12 protein-coding genes are annotated in these 16,269 nt (G+C 48.5%); 6 read left to right on the forward strand and 6 right to left on the reverse strand.

The window, feature by feature from the left end; all coding sequences use genetic code 11:
• The first annotated feature begins 556 nt into the window (after positions 1-556).
• Together K0H59_RS19845 and K0H59_RS19850 are read left to right on the forward strand one after the other, a co-directional pair.
• Positions 557-1,588 (forward strand): aldehyde reductase, encoded by a 1,032-nt coding sequence (locus K0H59_RS19845; RefSeq protein ID WP_220054134.1) that lies wholly within the window; start codon positions 557-559, stop codon positions 1,586-1,588.
• Between the two features lies 1 nt (position 1,589).
• Entirely contained in the window at positions 1,590-2,390 is an 801-nt protein-coding gene (locus K0H59_RS19850; RefSeq protein ID WP_220054135.1) for an AraC family transcriptional regulator, read from the forward strand.
• 394 nt (positions 2,391-2,784) lie between these two features.
• On the opposite strand, the gene K0H59_RS19855 is transcribed toward K0H59_RS19850, so the two are convergent.
• The gene (locus K0H59_RS19855; RefSeq protein WP_220054136.1) at positions 2,785-3,339 is read right to left on the reverse strand and encodes a hypothetical protein; all 555 of its coding nucleotides are present in this window, start codon (positions 3,337-3,339) and stop codon (positions 2,785-2,787) included.
• A 244-nt stretch (positions 3,340-3,583) separates the two neighbouring features.
• Here K0H59_RS19855 and K0H59_RS19860 point away from each other — a divergent pair, with 244 nt between their 5' ends.
• Positions 3,584-5,611 (forward strand): S9 family peptidase, encoded by a 2,028-nt coding sequence (locus tag K0H59_RS19860; RefSeq protein WP_220054137.1) that lies wholly within the window; start codon positions 3,584-3,586, stop codon positions 5,609-5,611.
• An 80-nt stretch (positions 5,612-5,691) separates the two neighbouring features.
• Here the strand turns inward: K0H59_RS19860 and K0H59_RS19865 are convergent, their stop codons facing one another.
• The 3 genes from K0H59_RS19865 to K0H59_RS19875 all read right to left on the reverse strand — a co-directional run bounded on the left by K0H59_RS19865 (position 5,692) and on the right by K0H59_RS19875 (position 10,033).
• Entirely contained in the window at positions 5,692-7,155 is a 1,464-nt protein-coding gene (locus tag K0H59_RS19865; RefSeq protein WP_220054138.1) for a pitrilysin family protein, read from the reverse strand.
• The gene (locus tag K0H59_RS19870) at positions 7,152-8,483 is read right to left on the reverse strand and encodes a pitrilysin family protein (protein ID WP_011627539.1); all 1,332 of its coding nucleotides are present in this window, start codon (positions 8,481-8,483) and stop codon (positions 7,152-7,154) included. Before K0H59_RS19870 ends, K0H59_RS19865 begins: the two co-directional genes overlap by 4 nt.
• A gap of 137 nt (positions 8,484-8,620) precedes the next feature.
• Positions 8,621-10,033, reverse strand: coding sequence for an amidohydrolase (locus K0H59_RS19875; protein ID WP_220054139.1), 1,413 nt, complete (start codon positions 10,031-10,033; stop codon positions 8,621-8,623).
• A gap of 319 nt (positions 10,034-10,352) precedes the next feature.
• On the opposite strand from K0H59_RS19875, the gene K0H59_RS19880 reads away from it, so the two are divergent.
• Together K0H59_RS19880 and ftsZ are read left to right on the forward strand one after the other, a co-directional pair.
• On the forward strand, positions 10,353-11,348 hold the full coding sequence (locus tag K0H59_RS19880; protein WP_220054140.1) for a YafY family protein: 996 nt from the start codon (positions 10,353-10,355) through the stop codon (positions 11,346-11,348).
• An 82-nt stretch (positions 11,349-11,430) separates the two neighbouring features.
• The gene (gene ftsZ / locus K0H59_RS19885; protein ID WP_220054141.1) at positions 11,431-12,567 is read left to right on the forward strand and encodes a cell division protein FtsZ; all 1,137 of its coding nucleotides are present in this window, start codon (positions 11,431-11,433) and stop codon (positions 12,565-12,567) included.
• A gap of 16 nt (positions 12,568-12,583) precedes the next feature.
• Here ftsZ and K0H59_RS19890 read toward each other — a convergent pair whose 3' ends face one another.
• Both K0H59_RS19890 and K0H59_RS19895 read right to left on the reverse strand, forming a co-directional pair.
• Entirely contained in the window at positions 12,584-13,222 is a 639-nt protein-coding gene (locus K0H59_RS19890; protein WP_220054142.1) for a class I SAM-dependent methyltransferase, read from the reverse strand.
• 58 nt (positions 13,223-13,280) lie between these two features.
• Complete coding sequence (locus tag K0H59_RS19895) at positions 13,281-13,634, reverse strand: hypothetical protein (protein ID WP_220054143.1); 354 nt, start codon at positions 13,632-13,634, stop codon at positions 13,281-13,283.
• A 293-nt stretch (positions 13,635-13,927) separates the two neighbouring features.
• Here K0H59_RS19895 and K0H59_RS19900 point away from each other — a divergent pair, with 293 nt between their 5' ends.
• Positions 13,928-16,048 (forward strand): bifunctional diguanylate cyclase/phosphodiesterase, encoded by a 2,121-nt coding sequence (locus K0H59_RS19900; RefSeq protein WP_220054144.1) that lies wholly within the window; start codon positions 13,928-13,930, stop codon positions 16,046-16,048.
• The last annotated feature ends 221 nt before the right edge of the window (positions 16,049-16,269 follow it).

The raw sequence follows: 16,269 nt of genomic DNA on the forward strand, positions 1-16,269 counted from the left end.
AATTGGCTGGGCTGAACCAGCCAATATTCCAATTACTCAGCCAAATCATTCAGCCATCAGCTCTAAAAGATTTCTTTAACTCAATTCACACCAAAGCCAGATAACTTTGCCGCTAGGTGCACTGTATCAATTGTCATTGTTTCCCCTGTGACACGCCGTCCTTTTATTTTACAAGAAGTATCCCTATAGGCTCGACGGCGGCATCTGCAGCACACGGAAGTGTAAATGCCGCGTTCACATGGCCAATGATGTTCCCAACATCATAGTGGCATTTCCCATATCCCTATGGGTCAGATGTGAAAGAGCGGTCATGCCACCAACGGTCACTGTTGCAACAATGACAGTTCTAACGACCATTTAACTGTTCATCCGGCTAAAAAGCTACTGCGATGTTGGCGATTCACTGACAGAGTTTTTCTGCATACACTGAGCCAATCAACAAAACAAAGCTGAGCTTTTGAATAAACCATCAAATTATTGAGTGCCTCTATAATGCCAATATCCACGCAGGCTTGGTTATTTGGTCTGGCAAATATTGAATATGAATGAGGTCAGCATGCAACAACAAACAGTATTAGTCACCGGTGGTACCGGATTTGTCGCAACACATGTGATAGTGCAATTGTTGCAGCAGGGCTATCGGGTCAACACCACAGTGCGTAGTTTGAGTAGTCAAAGCCAATTGTTTGAAACATTGAAAAGTGCCGGTATGCAAGCAAGCCAAGATAACGTGCAGCTTATTGAGGCTGACTTGTTAAATGACACTAATTGGTTAACTGCAATGCAAGGTTGTGATTATGTGCTGCATGTTGCCTCACCGCTGCCGATGGGCGATCCCAAAAATGAAGATGATGTGATTAAACCTGCGGTTGAGGGCACACTTAGAGTGTTAACTTTTGCCAAAAAGGCGGGGGTTAAACGCGTGGTAATGACATCCAATTTTGGTGCTGTGGGCTACAGCAACACCGATACCAGCCAAGTGATCACGGAACAAAGCTGGACTAACCCCAAGCAAAAGGGTTTGTCTGTGTATAATAAATCCAAAGTGCTGGCGGAGCGCGCCGCATGGGACTATATCCATAGTGACGGGCAAGGGTTGGAGTTGTCCGTTATCAACCCAATGGGGATCTTTGGTCCTTTAATTAATCAACGTCTATCTGCTGGACATAGCTTGCTGCGTCAGCTAATGAGCGGCGAAATGCAAAGGTTGCCCGATATTAACATGGGCATAGTAGATGTGCGCGACGTGGCGGATTTGCATATACGTGCCATGCTGTCACCACAGGCGGCGGGGGAGCGTTTTTTGGCGCTGGCAGGAGGGACGATGTCATTGATCGATATTGCCCATTATTTGAAAAAAGCCATGCCGCAACATAGTGCTAATATTTCGACTAAAGCGCTGCCTACCTGGTTATTAAAAATCGTGGCATTATTTAATCCCAAAGCGCGAGCGATTAAACCTTTGGTGGGAGTTTATCGACAGGCGTCTAACCAAAAGGCTCGTACTTTGTTGGGCTGGCAACCGCGCTCAAATGAACAGGCCATGCTGGCCGCCGCTCAGTCACTGGTTCACTACAAGCTAATTTAACATGATGAAACTGAACGAAATTAAGTCTTGTTACTTAGGGCCGGAGATTTCCCCCGAGCAGTTTGTGCCTGAGCATATGTTTATATTTTTGGCGCAGGGTGTATTAACCGGTTTTGATGGTAAAAATCGTCATCAATTACGCGCAGGGCAGTGCTGTTTAGCGCGTAAAAATCATCTGGCACGTTACAACAAGCAACCTACTGACGGGCACTTTGAAAAGGTGGTGGTGATCTTTGAGCAGTCTTTTTTGCAGGGTTTTGCGGATAAGTATCCGATTAATCTAGAGCACCCAGCACCGCAGCAAGCTTATGTAGGCATTCCACTAAGTTCGTTGTTACAAAGCTTTATTCAGTCATTGGCGCCTTACTATCAGGGTGCTGGCAATATCGACCAGCGTTTTGCGGATTTAAAACGTGAAGAACTGCTGCTTATTTTGCTACAACAACAGCCGGATTTAGCCCGAATTCTGTTTGATTTCCGGCAACCCGGTAGGCTCGTTCTGAAAGCCTTTATGCAACAAAACTATAAGTTTAACGTCAGCCTTGAGCGTTTTGCTTATTTAAGCGGTCGTAGTTTGTCGGCGTTTAAACGCGATTTTAAACAAATATTTCAGCAGTCACCGGCTGCTTGGTTAACCGCAAAACGGTTGGATGAAGCGCACTTTTTAATTGAACAGAAACAACAGAAACCTTCAGATATATATCTTGAACTCGGCTTTGAAAACCTTTCACATTTTTCTTTTTCATTTAAAAAACGCTTTGGGTATAACCCAAGCCAACTGATGAATGAAAAGATATTTTGATTAACCGATATGGATTAATGCAAACTCTCACTTCTGGAAGTCCATCCTCAGTAGGTAATGTAAATTTTTAGTAATAACAAATCCCGGTTTCGTTGAACACTCTATGCCATCACTGCATTGGCTAAAACAGAGAATAGAAAAGCTCGAAAAGTCTCGTAATTTCATCAAACATAATCAAATTATCCTTCCAAACGAATTCAACAGCATGTATCTGTACATATCTGAATGGATCGAGGTTATCGGTTTGTGGCTAACAATTTGCTAACTACGAAAAAATTACCCGCTGCGTGTTATCCATAGAGACTTTTATGCGAAATTCATATGCAATGGCTAATGACCTAACACGCTTTTGTCCCAAAGTGAGTTGCGTATTGTCGAGTATGAATAAGTCTGCTTAATGCGATGGTGCGACAGGCGCCATCTCTATCCCACGAAAGAGCTGATAGCGGTCGATATCATCGTCTAAATATTGGATATTTTGCGTCCACTGCCATGCGCCCTGGGGCGATTTAGCCTCGAATAACAGTTGGATTAAGGCGGCGCGCGCATTCACGACTCCCTCGCCCAGCAGGGAATAATCGCCATTTTGTTGATATAAACTAAAGAGTTGCTGCTTTTCCTGCGAAACACCGTCGTAATAGGTTAACAGCACTTGCTCGCCTTGCTCCCGAAACCACCAAGTCTCGCTGTAGGGAGCGCGCGTACCGACACTCACGGAAAGGATCAACTGGCGCTGATCATGGGAGCAAAAACCGTTGACGATAACTTGCTTAGGGATCTCCCCCACCTTAGCGGCATTGCCCTGCCACTGCCCCACCATTTGCGGGCAAAAGGCTTTAAAACTGATCTTAGCGGCTTGCGCTGGAAAGAGAGCCAAGCTGCCCAAGGCGAGTATCAATACATTTTTTATCAATAGCTTGCCCAGTCTTTGCGGGATGATTAACGCCATATTCGAGTCCTATTTCAATCTTCCAATACATTAGCGTTAAAACCCCTTAGCCACAAATACGCTACGACAGTTTGCGCCATGCCAGTTATGCCTAGTCACCAAAATGTGGCCAGTGGTTACAGTTACTTACATAAAAGTCCGCCTCAACCTTCACAGACTCAGCTTGATTTCATGCTCGGTTTTTATACTTTGGGGTTTAATGGGAAAAATAACGATAACACTCTGAATGATAAGGAGACATCTAGTGAAGAAGGCAGGAATTATACTGCTGAGTCTGCTAATGCCCCTCAGCACGGCATTTGCAGAAGCCAGCAAACCACTCTCAGTCGAATTACTTTGGCAACTCAAGCGCATAGGTAGCCCAGTGGTGTCCTCCACGGGCGAGCACATTATTGCGCCAGTGACTGAATACGACCTTAAGGAAGACAAAGGCTCAACCCAACTGTGGCGCTTCGACGGTGAAGGTAAACATAACCGTGCGATTACCGCCAAAGGCTTAAAAGTCAGCGAGCCAGTGTTCTCGCCAGACGGCAAAACCTTAGCCTTTATCAGCGAACGTAACGATGACGACGCGGGCCAAATTTACCTGTTACCTATGGACGACCCGGGTGAAGCCAGCAAACTCACGGATATCCCCACCGGCGTCAATGGTATCAAGTGGGTTGGCAAGCATTTGTATTTTATCAGCAATATCTTCCCTGAGCAGAACTGGGAGCAAATGAAGGCCCAGCTCAAGACTGATAAAGATAATAAAGTCTCCGCCCGCCAGTGGAACGCGCTGCCCTATTCGCAGTTCGATCATTGGTTAGATGAGCGCCGTCAGGCCCACGTGTTTAGGATCCCAGCGACAGGCGGCGCGGTTGAAGCCGTGACTCAGCCTTTAGGCCATGAACTGCCTCGCTCAAGCCAAAGCAGCTCAAGTTACGATATTTCCCCCGATGAACGCTTAATCGCCTTCAGCGCCTATGGTTCGGATAATCGCGTCGACCCTAAGTTAGACTTGTTCCTCGCCACCATTGGCGGCAGCAAAGCCGACAACGTCACTCCAGATAACCCAGCGCCGGATCTGAACCCCACATTTAGCCCTAACGGTAAAACCCTCGCCTTTACTCGGCAAAAAATCCCCGGATTTTATGCCGATACCGCAAGGCTGATGCTGCTGGATGTGAGCAGTCGCAAACTCACCACGCTCACCGCGGAGTGGGATCGCTCAGTGTCTCAATTCGAGTGGACACCCGACAGCAAGGGCTTCTATGCCAGCATTGATGATGCGGCGACAAACCGTATTTATCATATCGATGCTAAGAGCGGTAAGGCCAAGGCCATCACCCAAGCGACCGACTTTAGCCAGCCTGCTATCGCTAAAGATGGCCAGTTGATTGCGACCAATCAGAGCTTTTTGTATCCCGCGCGTTTAGTCAGCATCAACCCTCGCAATGGAAAAACCGAGCGTTTAGAGCAGTTTAACGACGAGATTTTAAAAGATGTCGATTTAGGCAGCTATGAGTCGGTCACCTACAAAGGTTATCAGGGCCAAGACATTCAAATGTGGGTGCACTATCCACCAGGGTTCGATCGCAGCAAAAAATACCCGCTGTTTATGTTAATCCACGGCGGCCCACACAACGCCATTAGCGATGGTTTCCACTTCCGCTGGAATGCGCAAACCTTTGCCTCTTGGGGTTATGTCACCGCGTGGCCAAACTTCCACGGCTCTAGCGGCTTCGGACAAGAGTTTGCCGACGCCATTAACCCGGATTGGAAAAACAAATCCCTCGAAGATGTGCTCAAAGCCGCAGACTGGTTTAAGCAACAACGTTGGATCGATAGTGATCGTATGGTCGCCGGCGGCGCCAGCTATGGTGGCTACTTAACCTCGATTATTTTAGGCCAGCCGCATCCCTTCAAGGCGCTGCTGATCCACGCGGCGGTGTACGACATGTACTCACAAATGTCGGCGGACTTTGCCGTCCACAGCACCCGCTTTGGTAACTACTGGGATAATCCTGAGCTGTATAAAGCTATTTCACCCCACTACTTTGCCGCCAACTTTAATACTCCAACCTTAGTCAGCCATGGTCAACTCGATTACCGTGTGCCCGTCGGCCAAGGTTTTGAGCTGTTCCGTACTCTGCAAACCCGTAATGTCGAATCGCGGATGATCTATTTCCCCGATGAAAACCATTGGATCATGAAACCCAACAACTCCATCTATTGGTATAACCAAGTGAAGGATTGGATGACCCACTATGCCAAGCCCGGTGCCCAATAAGGCTTAGCGACTCACAGATAAAAACAAAAGGTCTGCGTTATGCAGACCTTTTTATTGGACGAAATAACTAACGCCAGTGGTTATTGACCAAAACCCACCGCATTAATATCGACGGTTTGCACTTGGCCATACTTGGCCGCGATAGGCGCTATCTTGCTAGCATTACCAATCAGCACAAACTGTAAGTCCTTTTGCGGGAAGTAAGTTTTCACTAACCTTTGGGTTTCTTCTAAGGTTAAGCCATCCACTTTGGCTTGGAACTCGTTGATAAACTTATCATCGAAGCCGTAGAGATACATGCCTGATAAGAGTCCAGCCAATTGGCCCGAGGTTTCAAACTTAGGCGGGAACTGACCTTTAACATAGGCCTTAGCCGAATCAAGAGTCGCTTGGTCGACGCCTTTTTCCCATAAACGAGCATAGGTTTTCAGCGCTAAATCAATCGCTTCTTGGGTGGTTTCCGTCTTAGTGAAGGTGCTAATGGTAAACACGCCAGCGTCGGTATAAGGACTAAAACCGGAGCGCGCACCATAGGTTAGCCCCGCATTCACTCGCAGCTCATCGTTCAGCCAAGAGGTAAAGCGGCCACCTAAAATGGTGTTCACTACCGTTAGCCCCACATAGTCAGGGTTATCACGGCTAATGCCTAAACCACCGATAACAAAGGTGGTTTCCATCGCATCTGGCTTATCCACCAGCAGCACTTTGGCCTCAGTTAACTTAGGCAAACCTTGGTTTAAGTCGGGCTGAACGAGTTTTTCGCTGCCTTTCCACTGGCCAAAAGTCTGAGTTAGCTTGGCCTTCATCGCCGCCACATCAAAATCCCCCACTACAGTTAATGCGGTATTGGCGGGTTGATAGTAGCTCTTATGGAAGGCGCGCAGCTGCGACACTGTGACTTGCTCAAGTGACTCGCGATTACCCGATGAGGCATTACCGTAGGGATGAGCACCGAACACCAGTTTATCGAAGTAGCGACCAATCACGGCGCGCGGGCTTTCTTTATCCTGCTGTAAACCCGCAATGGCACGCTGCTTAAGTTTGTCGAACTCGGCCGAATCAAAGTCGGGGCTTAATAGCGCGGCGCTGAATAGGCCGAGCATCACATCGGTATCTTTTGCCATAAAATCGGCGGCCAGATAACTGCCTTCTTTGTCGGCTTCGGCCCCTAAACTAGCGCCGAGAAAATCCACTTGCTGCTCAATCTCTGCCTTGGATTTACCCGCCGCGCCAAGGAGTAAACCTTCGGCGGTCATTTGGGCAATACCCGCTGTGGTGTCGTTAACCGCCCCGGCACGCACTACCGCGTTTAAGGTGATCAACGGCACTTCGCGCTGCGGCATTAAATACACTGTTAGACCGTTATCTAGCACTAACTTGTCGTAACTTGGCATGGCAAAGCTGCCAGTATCGACGCGTTTGGGTGCCGTGGTGGAGGCGCAGCCGGATAAGGCTAAGCTAGTGCCTAGGGCTAATGCGACCATTAACTTAGTCGGCTGCAGAGATGATGTTATAAAGGATGATTTTACAAAGGAGAGTTTCATTGATCCGACTCCTCGTTTGCCGCCAGCACCGCAACAGTGCGATTCGATTTGCGTAAATAGGTTTGGGCAACACGTTGGATATCCGCAGGCGTTACCTTGTTATAGGCCTCTGGTGCATTAAATAATTTATCGTAGCTACCAAAATACATTTCGTAGGTGCCTATGGTGTTGGCCTTACCATTGATGGTTTCCATCGCACGATAAAAGTCCATCAACTTGATATTTTTGACTTTATCTAGCTCTTGCTGGGTCACACCATTAGTCGCGATGCTATTGATTTGTTCGATCAGCGCGCGCTCTAAGGTGTTAGCATTCACTTCAGGCGTGGCGACACCCATCACATAGAACAGGTTAGGGTCGACCGACATCGGCATATAGGTCTCGGCTTCGAGCGCGACTTGTTTATCCACCAGCGCTTGATATAAACGCGAGCTATTACCTTGGCTTAGGATAGAACTAAGCAGATCCAAGGCATAATAATCGGCATGGGTCGCCGCTGGCACATGGTACGCCAACATCACGTTAGGTGTACTGACCGAGGCTTTTTGAACGAAGGTACGGCGCTCACCCTTTTGCAAAGGCTCGACGGTACGCACGGCCTTAGGCGGTGTTTGCGCAGGAATGGGCGCAAAATACTTATCCGCCAAAGCCTTAACTTGAGCCAACTTTACATCACCGGCAATCACCACGACCGCATTGTTCGGCGCATAGTAGGTTTTATGGTATTGCACTAAATCTTCTAGCGTCCAAGCGGCAATATCCGACTCATGGCCAATCACGGACCAAGAATAGGGATGCGCTAAAAAGGCCACGCCTTTAACTTCGCCTTCGAGGGTATTCCAGTTGGAGTTTTCAAGCCCAGTCGAACGCTCCGACTGCACTACGCCACGCTCGCTTTCCACCATATCGGGATTGATATCTAAATTGGCGATACGGTCAGCCTCGAGGTCGAACATGGTCTCTAGCGCATTAGCTGGGAACCAGTCGGTGTAGACCGTCATATCTTCAGTGGTGTAAGCATTGTTAGCCCCACCCGCGGCTTCCATGGTACGGTCGAACATCTTAGGGCCGTATTTTTTCGAGCCGTTAAACATCATATGCTCGAAAAAGTGTGAGATACCGGTAATCCCCGGGACTTCGTTGCGGGAACCGACTTTCCAAAACAGATACATGTTGGCATTGGGAATAGAAGAGTCCTCTAGCACCATGATTTTCATGCCGTTGGCTAGCGTAAAACTCTTGATGTCTTCTGCCGTTGTGGCCTGTGCTTGGCTCAAGGGATTAAAGAGTCCCATCGCCAACACCAGCGCCGATAGCGTGCGCTTCATCTTGTTCGCTCCTTGCTGTAAAAATCCACATATGAAGGCAAATTGCCTAGCAAATCAAGCGCGGGAAGGCCTTCCCGCGCCGATTTTTTGTAAGCTCAAGTTATACCGAAAAGCTGACGGAATAGGGCTTAAGCGATTTATTGCACCTTAAGTGCCGTAAGGGCAACCTTGGTCATGGCTTCAACGCCAACTTTTAACGCACTTTCATCCACATAGAAGGCGGGAGAATGGTTACTGGCCGCCGTTTCAGGATCTGTGCCCTTCGGCGTCACCCCAAGGAAGAAAAACATCCCAGGTGACTCTAAGGCATAGAAGGAAAAGTCCTCGGCGCCTGTGATCAATCCAGGCTCTATCAGCATCTTATCGCCGACCACGCTAGCAAGCACGGGGCGCATACTGGCGACCAATTCAGGATTGTTCACCACCACAGGGTAACCTTGATGGATTTCGGTTGTCGCAGTAGCGCCTAAGGTTTTTGCCGATAACTCGGCGATTTCGGCCAAGCGCACCTTAATATCGGCACGCATAGGTTGGTCAAAGGTGCGGATGGTGCCAATCAGTTCCACTTCATCGGGAATAATATTCGAGCGAATACCACCATTTACCGCGCCAAAACTCACCACAGCGGGCGCTTTGGTAATATCCACCTGACGACTCACAATAGTTTGCACATTGGTAATAATTTGCGCCGCGGCGACGATAGGGTCGACGCCATTCCAAGGGCGCGAGCCATGGGTTTGGCGGCCTTTCACTTTGATAGTAAAGGAATCTTCACTCGCCATAGCAGGGCCACTACGCACCCCAATCATGCCGCTTGGCATACTCGAGGTCACATGCATACCAAACACTTGGTCCGGCTTACGCTTGGCAAACAGCCCTTGTTTTAGCATTAATTCCGCGCCGCCCTCTTCGCCATCGGGCGCACCTTCTTCGGCGGGTTGGAAGATAAACATCACGTCGCCAGCAAGGCTATCTTTCACTTTCACTAAACTCTCGGCCACGCCCATTAACATAGCCACATGGGTATCATGGCCGCAGGCATGCATCACCCCTACGGTTTGACCGCGATAGGTATCCGTCGCTTTAGAGGCAAAGGGCACATCGACGACTTCGGTCACGGGCAAAGCATCCATATCCGCGCGGATCGCAATCAAGGGACCGGGTTTACCGCCCTTTAACTTTCCGCCTTTCAAGATAGCAACAACCCCAGTATGGGCGATACCCGTTTGTACTTCTAACCCGAGGGATTTCAGATGCTTTTCAATAATCTTGCTAGTGCGAAACTCGCGGTTAGATAACTCAGGATGCTGGTGTAAATCACGGCGCCAGTCGATCACCTTTTGCTCCACACCCGCCGCCAACTTAGCCGCGTCGGGCTGCGCCGCATAGGCAGAACTTAACCCAGCCCCCAGCAAACTCAAAGTTAGAGCAGAGGCGATTAAGCTCTTGGTGAATCTTGATGGACTCACACCGAGTGAACTCACATAAGGTGCAAAGGATGTGGCTACAGAGGATGTTGATAAAGCGCGCGATACCGAGGATACAGTCATAGCGATAACCTATTGTTGTTTTTATAAGCTATCTAAACTACACGGACATTGAGAAATTGTTAATAGATTTAATAGTAAGGAGACATTGCGCAAGGATGCTTTAGTGCACTCAGTGTAAATCACGCGGCTTGCAAAATATGCCGAAAACCCATTGTTGATGGCCTTCTGAAATCAAAAGACGAGGCAAAGCGATTACTCGCATAAGGTGAGTCAGTCGGGATTTTGATAGATTTTCACACACCATACAAAACCTGCGACAGCTTTTGTCGCAGTCTTTGATTAATATACTGTTATTCCGCTAAACATCGAAAAATCTACTATGCAGCCTAACTTTCAACGCCAAGTGACACTACTGAGCTTAATCCCGCGGGCGCCACGTAAAATCTCGGTAAACGAATTAGTCGAACGACTGGCAAACCGCACGCAGGATATCAGTAAGCGTTCGGTGCAAAGGGATTTAAAGGCCATGTATGAAATGGGCACCTTTGGCTTACGCCTCGATGATAGAAACAAGCCCTATGGTTGGTCTATTGAGTCCTGCTGGCGCGGGTTGAACCTAGAGCTAATGGACCAACATATGGCGCTGGCGTTAACCACCTTAAAGCGCAGTGCCAGTCAGTTGATGCCACCACAAAGCTTGCAACAACTACAGCCCTACTTCGACAGGGCCGATCAGGTGCTGGCTAGCGATCCAGAAAATCCTTGGCTCTATTGGGCGTGCAGAGTCGCACAGCTTCCCGAGCCTTACCCCTTTATCCTACCCCAGCACCAACCTCAATCTTTAGAAGTCATACAGCAAGCTATTTTGGATAAGAAACAAATTCGCTGCGATATCAAAAAATGGATCAATGGCAAAATGCATTGGCTGCATTACAACCCCATTAATCCACAAGGAATTTTAATTCGCGATGGGGTGGCGCTACTCGCCTTTACCATTGGCAGCTTTGATAAGCGCCGCCATCACAAACCGATAGGCTTACTGCGTAACGCACAGCTATTGTCTAGCGCGGCGGTTAAGAGTGCCGATTTTGATATCAATAAAACCGCACAGGGCTCGCGTGGCGAGAAGATGCGTCTCGAACTGCTGCTCTCCGATAAGGCGAGTTTTATCATGCGTGAAGCCAAGTTTAGTGATAATCAGACCATGCAATTACGTGAAGATGGCCGCTTTTATGTGGTAGCGGAGGTCACTGATACCCCAAAACTGCGCACATCATTGTGGGAAATGGCCGATACCGTGGAGGTACTGGCACCGGTAAAACTGCGGGAGCACTTTGCCGCACTCAGCCAAAAAATGGCGGCGAAATACCGTTAAACCGTTTATCGCATTGATGCGACAAGCTGAGTCGCAACTCAAGGTTAGTCTTGCTTTACCATTGCTAACTGTGAGAGTCGCTATGTTTGAACTTATTCATGAAACCGCCACTGGCGCCATGCCCAAATTAACGGTATTCGGTGTTGGAGGCTGTGGTTGTAATACCATTAATCAACTCAGCCAAGTCAATCTGCCATCCAGCGTAGAATTAATTTCCGTCAATACCGATGCACAAGCCATGGCTGCCACCAGCAGCCATTACCGTATTCAAATTGGTCCACAAACGACGAAAGGCTTAGGCGCAGGCGCCAAGCCCGATGTCGGCTGCGCGGCAGCGATTGAGTCGGCGCAGGCATTAACTGAACAAATGCAGCATAGCGATATAGTGTTTCTCACGGCGGGATTAGGCGGCGGCACAGGTACGGGCGCGCTACCACAGGTGGCAAAGCTCGCTCGAGAGTTAACCAAACCCGTTATCGCCGTTGTGACCATGCCTTTTAGCTTTGAAGGCCAGCACAGAAAGGCCAATGCCGAAGCCGGACTGCAAGAATTATTGGAGAGCGCCAATGCCGTTATCGTTCTCCCCAACGATAAGCTTGCCGAGGTGCTTGGGGCCAAAGTGACCCTGCTCAATGCCTTCAAAGAGAGCAATAAAATTTTACAGGATGTGTTATTGGGGCTTGCCAATACCATCAGCCAAGCTGGGCTTATCAATATTGATTTAAATGACTTTATTTCCGTCATCAGCCGCCAAGGTCGCGCCGCAATGGGCGTAAGTTGCCTCCAGGGCGATGAGGATCTTATCTCGGCGGTTAAACGCGCCATGCAACATCCCTTGCTCGATAATATCGAACTCAATCAAGCGCAAGCGGCAATTGTCAGCGTTGTCGCAAAAGACACGATAGAGCTCAGTCAATACAACCAAATCGGCGCAACTGTACACGAGCAATTACCGCGGGATGCCCTAGTGATTATTGGGCTCACTATCGACCCTGAGCTCGAATCGGAGCTCGAAATCATGGTGATAGCAACGGGGATTGGATTTGCGCAGCCGGAAATTCAAGATCCTATCCAGGCAGTTAATGACAACTATATCAATGTGCATGATTTTATTAAGCGTCAGGCGATATCCATCGCAGACTCCGCACCATCCAAGTTCGATTTAGAAAACTTACAGATCCCAACTTATCTGCGGCAGCAAAAGCCCCAAGCGCATTAATTAACCTAAGTTCAGGTTAATTAGCTTGATGCAAAAACACCACATCTTTGTTGATGATTTCCAGCCGCCAGCCGTAATGCTCGGCGAGCCATTGAAAGGTGGCTTCGGAGTAAAAGTTAATATGGGTAGGATCATTTTTATAATGCCAAGTGCTAAATGCCGTGGGGTTGAGTACTCGCTTGGTCATCACGGCCAAAATACCCTTGGGCTTGAGCAAGGTGTTTAATAAGGTTAGTAACGCATCGGCATCACTCACATGCTCAATGACCTCCGTCAGGGTAATGAAATCATATTGCCGCGTGAGTAACTCTGGGTGGTTGGCGTAATAGAGATCATAGTTCTCGACTCGATACCCCCGCGTTTGCGCCAGCAGACTTAATGCTTTTCCCTCGCCACAACCAAAATCGAGCCCAGCAGCCGAAGGGGAAACGCGAGCCAACAAAGGAGCGAGGGTTCTGTCTAGAAACTGCTGATAACCGAGATCCTGCGGGTGATTTTCGTGCTTATCGTATTCGGCCTTTTCGGCTTCAGGGCTTAGATAAAATTCGGTAGGTACACTCACCAAGGCACACTGCTGGCACTGTTGGTAACGACGGCGTTTATCTTGGTGGTAGGCCACTAATTCGGTACTGTGGCAAAGGGGACAGATGTTCAACGACGGTTCCTAGAGACATCGTAAGGCAAACGACGGATATTGCCTTTGACTAAAAAGATTAAGGTTTGGGGATTTTACGCTCTTTGGCGGCCGCTTCCTTGGCTTCTTGCAGATATTTTTGCTCGCGGCTTTCCCTTTCATCGAACTGCTTTTGAGCCTTAAGCTTTTGTTGGGCTTCCCAATCCTGCGGATTGGACTGTTGGCGGATTTTTTCTTCCCGTGCCGAGGTCTCTTGGGCGGCTCGGCGGGCCTTTTCAAGCTGCGCTTGCTCGATTCTTTCTGAATCGATGCGCGCCTTATCGGCCCTTTGTTCTAAGGTCAGCCGTGGCTTTGGCTGTTCAGCCGCTTGCGCGATAGGCAATACCAGACCGACAACGACACTTAATACGATGGTGGGGATAAGTTTTTGCATCCTATGTTCCTTAGAGTCCTTCTTCGGCTGATTGGCACGGCAAACTGAACATTCAGGGCAAAACATAGCATAAAACCGTATTTTGCAGTGATGAGTTAGGAGAATTTTCGTGTATAACACTGAAAATCAGCTATCTTAAACTGTCAGTTTTTAGTTGTGATTTAAACAAAACCTCGATTAGGTTTATTTTTAACCTCAATGGAATGATGTACTATTTGAATTAATTTCGTTATAAACGAAGTACCTAGGCTGTAGGATGTGACCTTAATTTGCGTCACAAGGGAGTATCCTAAATGATCAGATGGCAACACTTGCTCAATAAACTCAGTACAGATGACCCTGTATTGCAAGACAAGCTGTCATGCTGGCAAGCCGATCCGCACCAGACTCCCCTCGCCCTGATCCAAGGCTTTAGCTTTATTAGCGCAAATAGCGCCACCCTCGATTACTTTGGCACCGAATACGGTGCCTTAGTGAATACCACGCCCTATGACTTTTCACCGAGGATCCAATCTTCTGGGCGTAATAGCGTTGAATTTGCTCGGGAAATGATTATTGAGGCTGCATCGGGGAACCATGTCGAATTTAGCTGGCTCCACCTAAGCCAACAGGGTAAAGAACTCCCCACCAAGGTTAGACTCTACCCTTGTTATTTGCAGCAACAGGCCGTGGTGCTTGTTGAGCTGCAAGCACTCAACCGTCGCACTCAAGTTCGGCCGTCGATCTCCGATGGCTTTGCCCATATCCCTCGGGAAATTATGGCGACCACGCTCGAAGAGAGTGCTGAGGCCGTTTACATCACAGATGCTGACAATCGCATCTTGGCAGTGAACAAGGCAATGTGCCGTATCTGTGGTTACAGTGCCGAGCAATTGATCGGTAAAACCCCTGAGTTTTTAGAGGCAAAACTCCTTCCACCAGGGCAAGAAACCGATTGCCAAGCCGCCATCAAACAACGGGGATTTTGGCACGGTGAGACACTTAAACAGCGTTCTGACGGGAGTCACTTTCCCGCATGGCAAAGCAGTCGCCGAATCGAGACCGATGATAATGCCCTGTATCATGTGAATATTTTCAGCGATATCAGCACCAAAAAGCTGCTCGAAACGCAGCTCACTACCCGCGCCATGTACGACACACTCACAGGGCTGCCGAACCGTTATCATCTCAAGCAAATACTCAATAGCGCCCTCGACAAACTGAAGGATGATCCTTCCGCCCTCGGCGCACTGATGTTTTTAGATCTCAATGGTTTTAAGAACATCAATGACAGCTTTGGTCATTCCATGGGGGACAGGGTATTGCAACTGGTGGCCGCGCGTTTAGAAGCGGGCTGCATTGAGAAGGCTGATATCGCCCGTATGGGGGGCGATGAGTTTACCCTAGTACTACAGGAATGCAGCTGTAAGGAAGAAATTCAATTATTTGCCGAGCAAATACTGAGTCTATTCGACAGTCCATTTGAAATCGAAGGGCAAAAGTTCTTCCTCGGTACCAGTATTGGTATCGCGCTGTTCCCAACCCACAGTGATCAAGCGGGACAGCTGATTAGCTTGGCCGATACCGCTATGTACAGCGCTAAGAAAAACCAACCGCACTTAGTCTTTTATGACAAGGCGATGAGCCAAGCTGCCGAGCTTAAATTAAAGCTTATCAACAACCTAAGGCATGCTCATAGCCTAAAGCAGTTCAATCTTGCCTATCAGGCGATTGTGGATTTACATACCAATAAGCCCATAGGTGCCGAGGCGCTGTTGCGCTGGCAAAAATCCCCAAATGAGCATTATGAAGCGGCCGAGTTCGTCCCTTTACTCGAGGAAACCGGGCTCATCATCACCATTGGGCAATGGGCACTTGAGCAAGCCTGTAAACAAGCGGCCATATGGCGCGCAAGTTATCAGCCTGATTTTAAAGTGTCGGTCAATGTGTCTCCCTTGCAGCTGGAGCATGTGGATTTTGTCGGTCAAGTAATTAGCGCCCTAGAAATGGTCGCCCTGCCCGCTGAAGCACTGATTTTAGAAATCACCGAGTCTGCATTGTTACGTCAACCCGAGTTGGCTCGCCAGACCCTTGAGCGCATTAAAGCCTTAGGTGTCGGTATCGCGATTGATGACTTTGGCACGGGCCTCTCATCACTGAGTCGCTTAGGCACTTTACCAATAGACAGCGTGAAAATTGATGCTGAATTTGCCCTGCGTTTACACGATGCCTCCGGGCAAAAACTTTGCCATGCCATAGTGCAATTAGCACAGGCTCTCGATATTCACTTTGTGGCAGAAGGCATTGAAACGCAGCAGCAAAAAGACATCATTACCCATATGGGACAAGGTTTTGCGCAAGGCTTTTTGTTTGGCTATCCCAGTTCGGTTGAGCAGTTTACCCAAGCCTTTTTAGCCGAAAGGTGTATCGCTTAAGGTTGAGCGGCAACGCAGTAAGAATTGATTGGTTTATCGAGTGGATGTTTCAAGGTGAATCATTGGCTCGATAGCCCTGCCAGCACACCATAAGTATGGAATCACTCCCCTGCAAAGCAATTGGCTGGCAAAGCTATCTCATCATTTGCAGCGCAAATGAATCCTCATTATTAAACCTTGTTTTACGTTACGTTAGCGTGATCTGAATAAGATTTTAACTA

Source organism: Shewanella sp. FJAT-51649, from assembly GCF_019457435.1.
GTDB lineage: Bacteria > Pseudomonadota > Gammaproteobacteria > Enterobacterales > Shewanellaceae > Shewanella > Shewanella mangrovisoli.